Below are 14768 nucleotides of genomic sequence, written 5' to 3'. Positions count from 1 at the left end.
AAGTGGAGGTCAGACAATGCCGATTAAAATTCCGAGAGAGTTGCCTGCAAAAGAAATTCTGGAAGAGGAAAATATATTTGTGATGGATGAACAGCGCGCGGATGCACAGGAAATTCGTCCGCTTAGTATTCTTATTCTTAATTTAATGCCGGAAAAGCAAAAAACAGAAACGCAATTGTTAAGATATTTAGGAAATACACCGTTACAGGTGCGCATTTCTTTTTTACGAATGGCTTCACATGAATCAAAAACAACAAACCAGAATCATCTGGATACTTTTTATAAGACCTTTGAGGAGGTACGGGATAAAACATTTGACGGTATGATTATTACGGGCTCCCCGGTAGAGCATCTGTCTTTTACCGATGTGGATTATTGGGAGGAACTGCAGGAAATTATGGACTGGACGAATGATCATGTGACATCCACCCTGCATATTTGCTGGGGAGCACAGGCTGCTTTATATCATCATTATGGCATTGATAAGCATCCGCTTCCGAAAAAATGCTTTGGGATTTTTGAACATGATGTGTTAACACCAAAAGAACGCCTGGTAAGAGGGTTTGATGAAGTATTCTTAGCCCCGCATTCCCGCTATACAACGGTTTCTTTGGAAGAAATCGAAAATCATCCTGAACTGCAGCTGATTGCTGTATCCGATGACGCAGGAGTCTTTTTACTTGCTTCTAAGGATGGAAAGCATATTATGGCAACCGGGCATTTAGAATACATGGCAAACACATTGAAGGAAGAATATGAAAGAGACCATGCACGAGGAATCGATACAGCTATGCCGGAAAATTATTATCCCAATAATAATCCGGAAAAACAGCCGAAGCATCGTTGGAAGAGTCACTCCAGCTTGCTGTTTTCCAACTGGCTGAATTATTATGTGTATCAAGAAACCCCTTATGTATGGGGAGAAGAGTAAAAATAGATTGAATGAAGCAGAGAAGGGACTGGATGCGTCTGGTCCTTTTTTAAAACACCAAAAAATAAGGCTGAAGCAGCTGCCAGCCTTATTTTTTGGTGTTTATCCTAATCGTTTTTGATAAAACAGAGGCATGCTCATAAGCATTCATCAATCCCTGCTGCTGAATGGTTGTTTTAGGAATACTTTTATACAGCAAAGTAATTGGAAAGTTTGCTGAGAATGGAAAAGGTTCCATGGTTATTGTCTCCTTATCTTCCCAGCTGACAGAAAAAGCAGATGGAAAGGAGGATGCGGTGTTTGAAACGGATATCCCGTTTTTAAAAAAAGGATGAAGGTCTTTATCCGCGGCTCCCGGCTCATTCATACATGCGAACAGAGATAGATTATCGGAAAACTGTAAAAGCGTATAATCCATTTCAAACGTCGCTTGATTAAAATGATCCATCCTGCTGATCAGCCATTCCTGCCGCTCTGCTTCCTGCTGAACAAACGCTTTTGCTTCAGGGAGCGTGGATGTTACGAGAAAACGCTTATAATGTTCACTGCATAATAATGCGGCATACCTGTCCTTTTCCTGGACCTGCTCAATACCCTGCGTGTACAAGACGGTTTTTGGTATGTCTGGAAAATCGATAAAGGAATAGGGACGATTTGCCTGATCATTCCAAAAAGGCTGCTTGTCAAAGGCCTCCCAGCCGCAGTCATGCTGATAAGCTGCATAGATAACAGAATCTTTATAAGGCGTATGCTCGAAATAACCCGAGGCCAGATTTTTAACTATTTCTCCAGATACAGAAGCATGGTCTACCTGTGTTATAAAAATAAAATGGCCGTTCTGATTTCGGATAATCATTTTACTCATTCCCTTCCTTGTGATTGATTGCATGGAGAACGAAAGAGCCCCAGGAAGCTTTTCATATCATTAAAAAAATTACTTCTCCATTCTTAAAAAAGACGATGGATTACATTCTCCACCGTCTTTTTCTCTGTATTATATCATTTTATCAAAATGTATCCGTTTATATAAAGTATAGAAGATCGGAATGCCGATCAGTAAAACAATCAATTCACTGATTCCGGTTGTAAGCCATGTCAGCAGGAACGGTAATTGTAAAGCTATATTTAGCATAAAGGCAATAATAAACATATTAAAGCTGAAAATCAATGTATTTAGAAATAGCAGTGTCAGCTTGTTTTTAATATATTTTTTTAAGAAAATAATAATTCCTAAAGATATGGCGGTATGTGCTGTCCCGAATAAAAGATCCAATCCGCCTGCCATTGAAAATAAATTAGATGCAAATACACCAATCGTAATGCCGAAAAAGTAACGCTTATCAAAGATAATCAAATGGTTAAACATCTCTGATATTCGAAATTGAATCGCCCCAAATGCAACTGGGGAGACCAGTAGGGATACGGCGACATACAATGCTGCAATAATCCCGTTAATCACAAGTGTCCTTATATTCATATCCTGTTTTCCTCCTAGTTTTTTAGCGTGGGATGGTTACGAACCACGTTGAACCTAGCCTATCATACCAGTATCGAAGAAGGAAAACAATCGTTTTGTATATGTAATGATTTGGAAAACGCGAAGCTTTTAAACATAAAAACAAGTTTAACAGGGAGCGGACAAAATAAATGAAGTGACATCATGGAAAAGAAACGAAACTAAAAACAAACCCCCGGCTGTCAAACCGGGAGTTCGTCGTTATCAGTTTATTCTTCCAGAGCAGCTTCCAAAAATGTCCGATTAACCAATCCTTCAATTTCATCTGACTGCATATACCCTGCTTCGTAGCTGATTGTTGCCATTTGCTGCAGCACTTCTTCGTTGATTTCATACGTTGGATTGAGACGTTCGCTTGCTTCCAGCGTTTCCTCGTAATCCAACTCGTTGCCTGTCGTTTTTTCAATGTGATTGACAAATAATTCAACTGCTTCTTCCTGATTCTCTTCAATAAATTCTACAGCACGGGCATGGGCACGTAAATAGGCCTGTGTTAATTCCTCATTGCTTTCCGTAAATGATTTCCGCGCAGTAACAACAGTTGTTGTTGATTCTGTTCCCCAAGCAAATTCTTCTTCATCAAGGAGAATGTCGGCGTTTGCCTGATTTTCCAAATATACGCCCCAAGGCTCCTGCGTGGCCGCAGCATCGACGTCTCCCTGCAGGAACAGCGTGGATGTGTCAGCAGGAGCCTGCGGTACCAAGCTTACGGTTCCGCCCTCGTCATCTACTTTCAGACCGACATCATCTAATGCTTCTCGCAACATGATGTCCTGCGTGGAACCAATAGTCGGGATGGCTACGCGCATGCCATCAAGATCTTCAACGCTTTCGATACCTGAATCTTCACGAGTGGCAAGGACTGCCCCGCCATTCACCGCTCCGGCAATGATTTCATGCTCCGGATTTCTTAAATAAGTTGTTGTTGCCGGAGACGGGCCAACAGTACCAATGTCGATATCCTGTGTGGACATAGCCTCCATAAAGGCACTGCCATCCGGGAATGTGGAGGTTTCGATATTTACCTCTTCTCCCATTTCTTCTTCAAAGTAACCATTTTCCAGCGCAACTACCGTAGTAATATGTGTAAAATTAGGGAAATATCCAATGTGTATTTCATCGGCAGCTTCTTCTGAACCACAGCCTGCCGCTCCTAATAAAAGAAGCGCACCCAGGCCGAATAATATTTTTTTCATATCCCTCATCCTTTCTATTAAGCTCCAACGCCCCATTTTCTTGCAACAGAGCGTTCCATTCTAAGAAATACCTGATTATCCATAATCGTACCGATGATACCGATCACAATCATAATAGAGAGTACTAAATCCATTGATTGCAAGGAGCGTCCCATATCTAACAGATACCCGAGGCCGCCGTTTCCACCGAGAAGCTCCCCAGCCATGATTGCGCGCCAGGCGAAAGCCCAAGCAACACGAAGACCAGAGATAATATGCGGTACGGATGCCGGAAGAATCACGGTTCGCACAAGATGCGTACCCGACGAACCTAATGTACGTGCAGCATTTAAATAAAGATTGGGCACATTTTTAAATCCGGTGCTTGCATTTACTGTCATTGTCCAGGTTGCTCCAATAGTCACAATAAATAAAATGGCTACATTCCCAAGTCCAAACCAGACAATAGCCAGAGGGAACCAGACAATACTCGGAATGGACTGTAACGCAGTCACAAAAAATCCAAGCGTATCATCCACCCATTTATAACGGGCAATTAAGTACCCAAAAATCAGACCTAAAATTACTGCTATGGAAAAACCGAGCAGCAGTCTCCCGAGCGTCATTCCTGTAGCTCCGAGTATTTGCCCGGAAATCAGACCGTTCACTAATGTGCTTAACACCGTGACTCCGCCGGGATCATTCGGGATAAGCAAAGGGGGAAACATAAAGGTCGGAAACAGGTTGGTTTTAGATATGATCTCCCATATAGTCACGATCACGATCACGAACAGCACTCGTCTTAAGGCGGTAATCATCCCCGAACTCCTCCTTCAACACTTTTTCCATTTCTTCTTCCAATTCCTTCATCACACGTGTTTCTAAATCTACAATTACACTATCTGATGGGTTACGCGGGCGCGCCGCCTGTACTCTGAAAGATTTTTTGATTGCTCCAGGTCTCGTGCTCATAAGCAATACCCGTTCTGAAAGCGTGAGTGCTTCACGAATATTATGCGTGATAAAGAGAATGGTTTTTCCGGTTTTTTGCCAAATTTCTTGCAGCTCCTGATGCAAAATAAGCCGTGTCTGTTCATCAAGGGCTGCAAATGGTTCATCCATCAAAAGAACGTCAGGATCCATCACGAGAGCACGCGCAATTGCTACACGCTGCTGCATGCCGCCCGATAATTCATGGGGAAAAGCATGCGCAAAATTTCCGAGATGCACCATTCGAAGCCCTTCCATTGCTTTTTCTTCCGCTTCTTTTTTGCTCATTTTTTTCAACAGCAGTCCATATGTAACATTATCCATGACATTCATCCATGGAAATAAACCGCCTTGTTGAAAAACAACGACCCGGTCAGTCCCCGGTCCTTTAACTTTTTTATCATTCACATATACTTCTCCAGAAGTCGGGCTGTCCAGACCGGCGATTAAATTCAAAATCGTAGACTTGCCGCAGCCGGAAGGTCCAAGCAAAGAAACAAATTCGCCAGCTTCAATTTGGAGATCGATATCATGCAGGACATGGAGCGAATCCGTTTTGCCTTTGGGGAAGCTTTTATTTACCTGCTCCAGTTTTACCTTCATAAAGAACCTCTCCTTCAAAATAATAAATAAATATAAGTAAACTTATAAGGATTATATATTATGCAAAAAAAAGCGTCAAGGGAACTTGTATTGTGATACGTTTGGTATTTTATTAAATGAATTATAAAATCTTGCCCAAATGACAGGCATAAAGGGAAGGGTTCATGCGTTTTCTCTCAACGGCAGTTTTAAAAAAATGTTTCCGTTTGAAAAAATATTAAAAAAGAAGAATCAACACCAAAATCTATGGTTGGAAAATAGAATTAAATGTGATAAAAGCAACAAGCTAGCGGAGGAAAAACACGGAGACTCCTATGGGAAGGCGCGGGACATAAGTGCGACTATGCTTCTGTCTGCGCCTGCCGGCTTGCCAATCAGCAAGTCTTCTTTTCACCCGCAGGGCATAAGTGCGACTATGCTTCTGTCTGCGCCTGCCGGCTTGCCAATCAGCAAGTCTTCTTTTCACCCGCAGGGCATAAGTGCGACTATGCTTCTGTCTGCGCCTGCCGGCTTGCCAATCAGCAAGTCTTCTTTAAAGGAGATGGGCTCGGGGCCCATGGAAAGCGTAGTGTATTTCCGTAGCGGTCGCTTACAGCAAATATATATCTACTATGTCACCCATAGATTTTGGTGAAGAGCCAAAAAGAAAAACCTGCAAATATTTTGACCATCGTACTTACTTTATTTATAATAAGTTACATAAAGTAAGTTTATTATTTTTAGTTAATTATAAATCAATTAAGAAAGGTGACTAATACTATATGGAAAATAAATTTTTTGAATCTCCGACAATGCATGTATCAGATATAACCATTCAAGTAGCGAATTTACAGCGTTCCCTCGATTTTTATCATACTTTTCTAGGCTTTCAAGTGATGGAGGAGACAGAAAACCAGGCCATCCTTTCTGCTGATGGAAAGAAGGCTTTAATCATACTGGAACAGCCGGAAGGAGCGCTGCCGAAACAAGGCAAAACCACAGGGCTTTATCATTTTGCCATTTTATTGCCTCAAAGAGCGGATTTGGCGGCATTTTTAAAACATCTTCTGCAGGCAGGGAAAGCATACAGCCTGCAATTAGGGGCTGCCGATCATATTGTCAGTGAAGCACTCTATTTTTCTGATCCGGATGGAAATGGAATCGAAGTTGCCAGAGACCGATTGTCTAAAAGCTGGAAGTGGATAGATGAATCCGTGCAAATGAGTACGGATCCGCTTGATGCAGATGGACTACTGGCAGAGGCTGCTGGTGATTGGCAGGGGATGCCTGTGGAAACACGTATTGGACATGTGCATCTCCATGTGAATGATTTGCCGGCAGCAAAGGAATTTTACATTAAGGGAATAGGGTTCCAAGAGGTAACTGGATTTCCTGGAGCATCTTTTTTATCTGACAACGGTTATCATCACCATATTGCGATTAATACATGGAATGGGGAAGGAGCGCCGATTCCAGATTTACAAGCGGCTGGGATGCAGTTTTTTACAATAACGTACCCGAATAAAGAGGAGATAGACAAAGTGGTTCAAAGATTGGCAGCATTAGGTTATCCGGCTGATGAAGGAATGGTAAAGGACCCTGCAGGAAATCATATTTTTCTAACTGCTGCAGCAAAATAAAAAACATCTGCTTGAAAAAAGTGGATAGGTAAATCCAATTGAGGTAGAATAAAAACACAATATACAGCGAGAGATGGGAGCACCTCCATGGAATATATTTTATTAATTATTGGATTTGGATTGTTAGTAAAAGGGGCAGACTGGTTTGTTGACGGCTCCTCTAATGTTGCTCAGCTGCTGCGCGTTCCCCCGATTTTAATCGGATTAACGATTGTTGCCTTAGGGACAAGTGCACCGGAAGCAACGGTAAGTATTATTGCAGCAGTGCAAGGAACAGCCGATGTAGCAGTTGGAAACGTCGTGGGAAGTAATATCTTTAATATTACGCTTGTTATCGGTTTGGCAGCTGCAATTTATCCGCTTCGGGTTCAAAATGAAATGATAGTCAAACAGATTCCTTTTGCATTACTGGCGGCAGTAGCCTTGTTTGCCTTAGGTAGCGATGTGCTGCTGCAAGGTTCGGGAGCAGATATCCTCAGCAGAGGCGATGGAATCGTTTTCTTTCTGTTTTTAGCGATTTTTATGTATTACATCATTGAGGTCGGTTTGAAAAGCAGAAAAGAAACCAAAGCAGTCAGAGATTCCAATGTAAAATGGGGAAAGAGCACCTTCATTACGCTTCTCGGATTGGCTGCCATTATTTTGGGAGGGCAATTCGTTGTAACCAATGCAACAGAAATTGCTCTGTCATGGGGGATGAGTGAGGCGCTGGTCGGTCTGACCATCGTCGCAGTAGGAACCTCCCTGCCCGAATTAGTTACCTCGATATCTGCAGCGCTTAAAAATGAAAGTGAAATTGCCTTAGGAAACGTGGTCGGCAGCTGTATTTTTAATATCTTATTTGTTCTTGGTGCAGCATCGCTGATTACTCCTTTATCCATCAACCCTGTTATCTTCACAGATATTTGGATAATGATTGTGCTGACCATCCTTCTATTGATTTTTTCCAGAACAAGCTTTCGAATTGGAAGAAGAGAAGGGATTATACTTGCTCTTATATATGTAGCATATACCGTCTACATTATTATAAGAAATTAAAAAAGAAGGAGACCCGGTCTCCTTCTTTTACTTTGCATACCAGCTGGCAGCTGCTTTAACTTCGCTCATCGTCAGCTGGTGTCCATTACTCTCCCAATGGATATCAGCTTTAGCCCCGGCATTTGCCAGCAAACGCTGCAATTCCTCCGCTTCTTCCGGAGGGCACATCGGATCATTATTACCCGCAGCAATAAACACGTCTGTACCAGTTAAATCCGGAAGGTCAATGCCCTTTCTCGGTACCATCGGATGATGAAGAATTGCCTTTTGCAGGGAGTCTTTATAATGGAATAAAAGGCTTCCGGCAATATTAGCTCCGTTCGAATAGCCGATTGCTGTAACTTGTTTTCGGTCAAAACCTTCTTTTTGGCTAGCCTCATTTAAAAAATCATGTAATTCTTCTGTGCGTTTGATTAAATCTTCTTCATCAAAAACACCTTCCTCCAAACGGCGGAAAAAACGGGGCATGCCGTTTTCCAACACGTTTCCGCGAACGCTCAAAACATTTGCCTCTGAATCAATGATATTCGCTAAAGGTAATAAATCATTTTCTGTACCGCCTGTTCCATGCAGGAGAAGCAGGGTAGGACCAGTCGGACCCGCTTTTTCTTCATAGATATACTTCATTGATGTTCATCCTTCCCACTTGCGTTATTCTTTTTCAGCGGCTTGATGGCCAACCTTTTTCAATACCTCGATAACAGTCGCTTTATCGCTCTCTGAAATTCCTTGGAACATCTCTTCAATCACCTGCTGATGCTTCGGGAAAATCTCATCCATCATTTGTTTTCCTTTTGCTGTAATTTCTAAATAAACTGCTCTTCTGTCATCAGGACAATTTGTCCGGATTAAGAGCTCTTTTTTTTCAAGCTTATCAATGACGTAGGTTATCGACCCTGTGCTGATCAATACGGATTCCGAAATTTCCCGGATAGTTTGTCTGCCTTTATGATACAATGCTTCTAAAATAGCAAAGTCAGATGCGCGCATGCCGTGATTTTTGATATCTTTTTTTGTTAATTCTTCTAACGCTTTAGAAGCTTTCATGGTAATGACGAAAGCTTTCAATGATAAATTTTCAGCCAAAATAATCACCTCTCTTTTGTGATATAAAAATATATTTAATTAAGATATATGTAATTAAATAATAATGAATGATAACTAATTTGTCAAGTGAGCGAGGGAGAGGTATGTGCTTTGCGGCATCAAAAATCCTCTGGTGTTACAGTCATTACAGCGTTCTTTACAGGGCGGCTGTTTAACCTAAGAAAAAGTGTCGCGGAACACATGGTAGGGAAAACGATAAGAAAGATTGATGATTGAGAAATGAAGGAGAGTTAATGTGAGCAAGAATAAATTTGAAGAACATCTAGATGCAGCAGGAATTGCGTTTGATTTGCTTCTTTTCCTGCCTATATTTGTATCTAACTTAGCAGGAATTTTCAGCAAGGATGTATTTGCTGAAAACCCCTTGTATTTTCCAGCTATTTTATCATCGATATTATAGAGATATAATGACATAACAGTTTTAGAGCTTTAATTTTCTTCATCCGTTTTAATCTTATGCATCTGCATCCGTTCATTAAACAGTGTCGGATAGGAGAGAAAACCAAGCATAATGCTGGTTACAGCAGCTGTTGTCAATAATAGAAAGAGAATTAACAGCTGGAATTGGACTGCTTGGATTGGGTCAGCTCCAGCAATAATCTGCCCGCTCATCATTCCCGGCAGTTGAACGAGACCGATTGTTTTTTGACTTTCAATCGTGGGAATCAAGCTCGCTTTAATAGAATGAATCAAGGGCAAATGGATAGCCTGCTTTGGTGTTCCGCCTAAAGAAAGCAGGAGCTCTGTTTCTTTTTTCTGTGTTTGGATTTCTGATGTGAAACGGTTCAGAAAAAGAATGGCAAGCACCATGGAATTACCGACAACCATTCCGCTGATAGGGATAATGTATTGTGCAGTCGGCGGTGTAATTTGAAATCCCAATAGAATACCCTGTGTCAGCAGCTCAATAAAAACAAATGTCAGAATCAGCTTCCATATGATTCCCTTGATTGATGCGCCTTTTTTCTGTGCATTATGTGTGGCTGCGCCAATCATGAGAGCAACCATTAAGATAATAAAAAGATAACTGTTTGATTCAAAGACAAAGGTTAAAATAAAGCCGACAGCTATAAGCTGAATAATCGATCGAATGGTTGCGATAAACGTATCTTTTTCCAAGCCGAGACGTAACGTTTTAGAAAGGATTAAAGGAATCAGGACGAAAATAAGCGATAAGCTCAAGTTTAGGACGCTCATTGCCATTCCCCCTTCACAAATTCCTGTACCCGGGAGTCAGCCGGATTTTTCAATAAGTCTTTCCTGCCTGCCTCAACGAGTTCGCCGTTCATCATGACCCATGTATCATCGCCGATATGTAAAGCTTGTTCTAAATTATGAGTAATCCAGGCAATGGTCACAGAGAATTTCTGATTAATATGCTGGATTAACTGCTCGATATCTGATGTGGATACCCGGTCGAGGGAGGAGGTAATCTCATCCAGCAGCAAGACCTTTGGACGATTGACAAGCGTACGTGCAATGGACACCTTTTGCCGCTGGCCTCCGGATAAATCTGTAACATCCCGGTGGAGAAAAGAAGCATCCAGTCCAACCTGTGTAAGCAAATGCGCTGCCTCTTCTTTTTCTAATTCTTGGTTTTGAAGTGTTTTTGGCATAGCCAGATTTTTATAAACGCTCCCCCGCAGCATCGTCGCATCTTGAAGTGCAATGCCAACGGTACGCCGTAACGCAGTCGGTTCCATGGTTTGAATGTTTTTTCCAAATAGATAGATGTCCCCTTTGGTTGGAGAAATCAATCCGTTTAATAAGCGGAATATCGTTGTCTTTCCAGCTCCGGAGGGGCCGACAAAGGTGGTGATTTTTCCTTCAGACAGGAAGCCGGATATATCTTTAATAATATCTAAATCTTCATCAGAATAGCTGATATGGTTTAGTTCTATGGCTGCTTTATCGGTTGATTTCATTGTTTGCTCCATGGTGAAGTTCCTTTCTGAAATGGGTATAGAAGAGAAGCAGGAGAGAGAACCTCCTGCTGAACAAATCTTATTCTATCATTCCTCTTGTTGATTTAAAAGCGCACGTTTTTGCTGGAGAAGCTTTTGAAATTCCTGATCCAGTTCATCCGACGGCTCGAGGCTGAGCTTGCTTAATGTTTCTGTTATCTTTGTTTCAATAATCATTAACTGCTGTTCGATTGGATCTTCCTGCGTTTCTTTTTCCGTTGATTCTTCATGAAGCTGCTGGATACTTCCATCAAAAAAGGTAAGCTGCTGCTGGCTTATTTTAATGACCTTGGTTGCGATATTATTGATAAACTGCCGATCATGGGATACAAATAAAACAGTGCCCTCATAGGCTTGAAGCAGATCTTCTAATGCTTCGACCGCCTCGATATCGAGGTAGTTTGTCGGCTCGTCAAGAATCAGCATATTGATATCACTGACAAAAAGCTTTGCAAATGCCACCTTAACCTGCTCTCCGCCACTGAGTACATGGACAGGCTTAAAAACATCATCACCATAGAAATGCAGCCGCGCTAAAACCGTCCGAATCAGAGTTTCATCCTGCTTAGATGTTTCTTTGACATTTTCCAGAATCGACTTTTCCTGGTTTAAGGTAGATAAATCCTGTTGAAAATAACCAATTTTTATAGCCGGATTTAAGGTGATACCGGCATCTTTACGCATTATTTTTTTAATAAACGTGGTTTTGCCTGCTCCATTTGAACCGATGATGCTAACCTTATCTCCATTTTTGATATTTAAACTGGCTTTTTCCCATAGTTGCTTTCCGGGAACAGCACCTTCTACATCCTCTATCCGTAAAATAATTTTCTGCTGTAATTTCTCTTGATGGGGAAGTGTCATTTTCAAGGGAGCAGCTTCTTTTACCTTATCCACTTTTTCCATATTATCTAACCGGCTTTCTAAAGCTTTGGATGTTTTTTGCAGCTTTTTCTGCTTTTTCGCAAAGTAGGGTTTCGCCCCTTTTAAGGATTCTTCCGTAGAGCCAATTTTGCTTTTCGGTGTTTTGGTTGCCCGCTGTGCTTTTTGTTCTTTTTTCTCTATCGCACGCTCAAGCTGCCTTTTTTTCTGCTGATAATGCTCATAATCCAGCCGTTGTTTTTCGAGTTCTTTATCCTTTTGCTCCCGGTATGCTGTATAATTGCCGGAATAAATTTGGATGTGCTCTTCGTCAATTTCCCAAATTTGCTGACATAGTTTATCTAAAAAATTACGATCATGAGAGACGATAATTAATGCCCCCTGCCAATGGGACAGCTGCTTTTCAACCCATTCAATATGAGCAGTATCCAGGTTGGTTGTCGGTTCATCAGCAAGGAGGAGACCGGTTTGTTTCTGTAAAGCTTCTACAATATACGCCTGCGTCACTTCGCCGCCGCTTTTTTGATCACGCTTCTCTTTTAATTGTGGCAATAATTCCACCGAAGTATGCATATGAATCGTACCTTGCTCCGGTGGAATGTTACCGGCAAGCAGGTTGAGCAGCGTTGTTTTGCCCGAGCCATTTTTTCCGACTAAACCAATCCGGTCTTTGGCATGAACAACCAAATGCTCTATCGAAAATAATTCCCGATCTTTGATACTGTGTTTGATATGATGTGCTTCTAAAATTCTCATAAAATCATCTCCGTATCTATGAAGGATGGGAATAGGGGAGTTAATTGCATAAAAAAACCCCTATTCTGCATTCAGAACAGGAGTCGCCAAAAAAGGAAATGGGCATACGTATCGCTCATTTCATACGGGTATTTATCACAAAGGATAAAAGGCTAATCCTGTTCTGAAATCGTTCCATGAGAGCATGAAAAATAATACAGCAAGAGGGCACACGGATTCTGAGTTTCCGATCTGCTGTTATCATCCTCTTATGAAATTCATTCTTTTAAAAAAACAGGATTAGTACTTCATGTTCCCTTTGTTCACCCTTTCGATTATTGTTGATTACAGTATAGCGGAAATAAGAAGTTTTGTCATTAAAAGAAAATGGATACATAAATTGAAATTAATATTAACTTAATATTAAAAGCTACGCTACAGAAAAACACTACGCTTTCCATGGACCCGAGCTCATCTCCTTTAAAGAAGACTTGCTGAATGGCAAGCCGGCAGGCGCAGACAGAAGCATAGTCGCACTTATGCCCTGCGGGTGAAAAGAAGACTTGCTGAATGGCAAGCCGGCAGGCGCAGACAGAAGCATAGTCGCACTTATGCCCCGCGGGTAGAAAAAAAGAAGTACGCTTTTTTTCTGCGGGGTCTTCACACTGGGACTGCGATTACTCGTCCCAGTGTGAAGAGCTTTTGCGATTACTCGCCCCACCGAAAACCATTGCGCTTTCCCATAGGAGTCTCCGTGTTTTTCTTCCGCTGGTTACTGCTTCAATCATCATTCACTTTAATGAGTAATACAAAAATGTAACTTCTTACTTCAATATATACAGCCAGTAATTACTCTTTCTCATTTTTCGATTTATACCATGTGGTTCCAGCCATTAGTAAGATATTTAAGATGGAGGCTAACAAAGCGCAAGCTCCTATAAATAGCAGTCCTAATCCTTGCCAGCCGTCTGTAACAAAAAAGCTTGCCAGGATGAGTAAAAAGCTTAAAAGACAAGTAATCAAAGGAAGAATAATTCTTTTTTCCTTTAGGAGCATACTCAGCAGGAATATAACGATTCCCATTCCGATAACATATACAAAAAATTCTATATATCCTTCCGCTGATCCGTTCATTGTTCTTTCCTCCTTGAACCATGATTCCTTGTATAATAATCATCCCTGCAGGAACAAAGAAAAAACCAGACAAACTTCGATTTTGATAAAATCATTGTCTGGTTTTTCCAGTCTTATTATAAAGCTCTTGGTGTCTTATGGATGGAATTCTCCTGTACAGCATCTTTAATCAAACAGTTTCCGCGTCCATGCGGTATACACATTGGCGTACCAAAAATCGGGTCACATGCAATATTGCACCGCATCCGGAAAACGGCGGAGACAAGCTCAGCGGAAATGGTATCCTCCGGCTTTCCCTGTGCATATACTTTTTTATCTTTAATCGCAATAATATGATGCGCATAGCGGCTTGCCAGATTCAAATCATGCAGTACCATAATAATTGTACGGCCGTCTTTTTCGTTTAATTCAAACAGAAGGTCAAGCACATCGATTTGGTGGGTTAAATCAAGATAAGTAGTCGGTTCATCCAATAAAATAATGTCTGTATCCTGTGCTAACGTTAAGGCAATCCATGCACGCTGACGCTGTCCGCCCGAAAGCGAATCGACAGACTGATCTTTTAAATCGGACATATTTGTATCTTCTAATGCCTTTTGTACCGCGTCTTCATCCTCTTTGGACCATTGCTTCATCACCTTGCGATAAGGGTGCCTGCCTTGTTTGACAAGTTCATAAACCGTCAATCCTTCGGGGCTGGTCGGCGCTTGAGGCAGAATAGCCATATTCTGCGCAACATCTCGTGTACGCATTTTAGCGATATTTTGTCCATTTAATATAACAGATCCCTGCTTTGGCTTTAATAAACGTGCCAAAGAACGTAATAAAGTTGATTTTCCACAGCCGTTTGGGCCAATAAAAACAGTGATTTCCCCTTTAGGGATAGCAATGTCTAATTCATCTATAATAATCCGATCTCCGAACCCAAGTGTTAAGTTGCTTGCTGTTAATGAGTTCAATGAAAACGCCTCCTGACCTAAAAAGGTGCGTATAGCTACTAACTTCATTTTATTGCTAGAAGGGTAAATAGTCAATGATAATAGTTTTCAATTAGGTGACAATTTAATAAAATAT

At 41.4% G+C, this 14768-nt stretch carries 17 protein-coding genes and 1 riboswitch; of the genes, 5 read left to right on the top strand and 12 right to left on the bottom strand.

The genetic code is table 11. The annotated features are described in order from the left end of the window. The first annotated feature begins 16 nt into the window (after positions 1-16). Positions 17-931, top strand: coding sequence for a homoserine O-acetyltransferase MetA (gene metA / locus ACFO3P_RS11375; protein WP_332093872.1), 915 nt, complete (start codon positions 17-19; stop codon positions 929-931). Positions 932-1019: 88 nt separating this feature from the next. Here metA and ACFO3P_RS11370 read toward each other — a convergent pair whose 3' ends face one another. The 5 genes from ACFO3P_RS11370 to ACFO3P_RS11350 all read right to left on the bottom strand — a co-directional run bounded on the left by ACFO3P_RS11370 (position 1020) and on the right by ACFO3P_RS11350 (position 5215). Further along, positions 1020-1796 carry a DUF3891 family protein gene (locus tag ACFO3P_RS11370; protein WP_226894937.1) on the bottom strand — a complete coding sequence of 259 codons (777 nt, stop codon included), beginning with the start codon at positions 1794-1796 and terminating at the stop codon, positions 1020-1022. 129 nt (positions 1797-1925) lie between these two features. Continuing rightward, on the bottom strand, positions 1926-2408 hold the full coding sequence (locus ACFO3P_RS11365) for a QueT transporter family protein (protein ID WP_042532008.1): 483 nt from the start codon (positions 2406-2408) through the stop codon (positions 1926-1928). Between the two features lie 8 nt (positions 2409-2416). Then, positions 2417-2461, bottom strand: a riboswitch (PreQ1 riboswitch). Between the two features lie 195 nt (positions 2462-2656). Then, positions 2657-3643 carry an ABC transporter substrate-binding protein gene (locus ACFO3P_RS11360; RefSeq protein WP_193064015.1) on the bottom strand — a complete coding sequence of 329 codons (987 nt, stop codon included), beginning with the start codon at positions 3641-3643 and terminating at the stop codon, positions 2657-2659. Between the two features lie 17 nt (positions 3644-3660). Further along, positions 3661-4440 (bottom strand): ABC transporter permease, encoded by a 780-nt coding sequence (locus ACFO3P_RS11355; RefSeq protein WP_193064014.1) that lies wholly within the window; start codon positions 4438-4440, stop codon positions 3661-3663. Next, positions 4373-5215 carry an ABC transporter ATP-binding protein gene (locus tag ACFO3P_RS11350; RefSeq protein WP_193064013.1) on the bottom strand — a complete coding sequence of 281 codons (843 nt, stop codon included), beginning with the start codon at positions 5213-5215 and terminating at the stop codon, positions 4373-4375. Before ACFO3P_RS11350 ends, ACFO3P_RS11355 begins: the two co-directional genes overlap by 68 nt. A 196-nt stretch (positions 5216-5411) precedes the next feature. Between ACFO3P_RS11350 and ACFO3P_RS11345 the strand changes: the two genes are divergently transcribed. The 3 genes from ACFO3P_RS11345 (at position 5412) to ACFO3P_RS11335 (ending at position 7872) form a co-directional block, all read left to right on the top strand. Next, complete coding sequence (locus ACFO3P_RS11345; RefSeq protein ID WP_379542424.1) at positions 5412-5849, top strand: hypothetical protein; 438 nt, start codon at positions 5412-5414, stop codon at positions 5847-5849. 127 nt (positions 5850-5976) lie between these two features. Beyond that, positions 5977-6834, top strand: a complete 858-nt coding sequence (locus tag ACFO3P_RS11340; RefSeq protein WP_193064012.1) for a VOC family protein — start codon at positions 5977-5979, stop codon at positions 6832-6834. Between the two features lie 87 nt (positions 6835-6921). Next, positions 6922-7872, top strand: coding sequence for a calcium/sodium antiporter (locus tag ACFO3P_RS11335; RefSeq protein ID WP_193064011.1), 951 nt, complete (start codon positions 6922-6924; stop codon positions 7870-7872). 27 nt (positions 7873-7899) lie between these two features. Here ACFO3P_RS11335 and ACFO3P_RS11330 read toward each other — a convergent pair whose 3' ends face one another. Both ACFO3P_RS11330 and ACFO3P_RS11325 read right to left on the bottom strand, forming a co-directional pair. Beyond that, on the bottom strand, positions 7900-8499 hold the full coding sequence (locus ACFO3P_RS11330; RefSeq protein WP_042532024.1) for an alpha/beta hydrolase: 600 nt from the start codon (positions 8497-8499) through the stop codon (positions 7900-7902). Positions 8500-8523: 24 nt separating this feature from the next. Then, positions 8524-8967 (bottom strand): MarR family winged helix-turn-helix transcriptional regulator, encoded by a 444-nt coding sequence (locus ACFO3P_RS11325; protein WP_319022550.1) that lies wholly within the window; start codon positions 8965-8967, stop codon positions 8524-8526. 247 nt (positions 8968-9214) lie between these two features. On the opposite strand from ACFO3P_RS11325, the gene ACFO3P_RS11320 reads away from it, so the two are divergent. Next, positions 9215-9379, top strand: a complete 165-nt coding sequence (locus ACFO3P_RS11320; RefSeq protein WP_193064009.1) for a hypothetical protein — start codon at positions 9215-9217, stop codon at positions 9377-9379. 29 nt (positions 9380-9408) lie between these two features. On the opposite strand, the gene ACFO3P_RS11315 is transcribed toward ACFO3P_RS11320, so the two are convergent. The 5 genes from ACFO3P_RS11315 to ACFO3P_RS11295 all read right to left on the bottom strand — a co-directional run bounded on the left by ACFO3P_RS11315 (position 9409) and on the right by ACFO3P_RS11295 (position 14701). Beyond that, positions 9409-10176, bottom strand: a complete 768-nt coding sequence (locus ACFO3P_RS11315; protein WP_379542423.1) for an ABC transporter permease — start codon at positions 10174-10176, stop codon at positions 9409-9411. Next, entirely contained in the window at positions 10173-10916 is a 744-nt protein-coding gene (locus tag ACFO3P_RS11310) for an ABC transporter ATP-binding protein (protein ID WP_332093868.1), read from the bottom strand. The genes ACFO3P_RS11315 and ACFO3P_RS11310 overlap by 4 nt, the downstream gene beginning before the upstream one ends. Positions 10917-10991: 75 nt before the next feature. Next, on the bottom strand, positions 10992-12581 hold the full coding sequence (locus ACFO3P_RS11305) for a Vga family ABC-F type ribosomal protection protein (protein ID WP_332093867.1): 1590 nt from the start codon (positions 12579-12581) through the stop codon (positions 10992-10994). An 828-nt stretch (positions 12582-13409) separates the two neighbouring features. Beyond that, positions 13410-13694 carry a YesK family protein gene (locus ACFO3P_RS11300; protein WP_193064004.1) on the bottom strand — a complete coding sequence of 95 codons (285 nt, stop codon included), beginning with the start codon at positions 13692-13694 and terminating at the stop codon, positions 13410-13412. 116 nt (positions 13695-13810) lie between these two features. Continuing rightward, on the bottom strand, positions 13811-14701 hold the full coding sequence (locus tag ACFO3P_RS11295; protein ID WP_084612916.1) for an ABC transporter ATP-binding protein: 891 nt from the start codon (positions 14699-14701) through the stop codon (positions 13811-13813). Positions 14702-14768 lie beyond the last annotated feature (67 nt).

Source organism: Oceanobacillus aidingensis (assembly GCF_042654105.1).
Classification (GTDB): Bacteria; Bacillota; Bacilli; order Bacillales; family Amphibacillaceae; genus Oceanobacillus; species Oceanobacillus oncorhynchi.
This window is presented reverse-complemented; position numbering and strand designations above follow the sequence as displayed.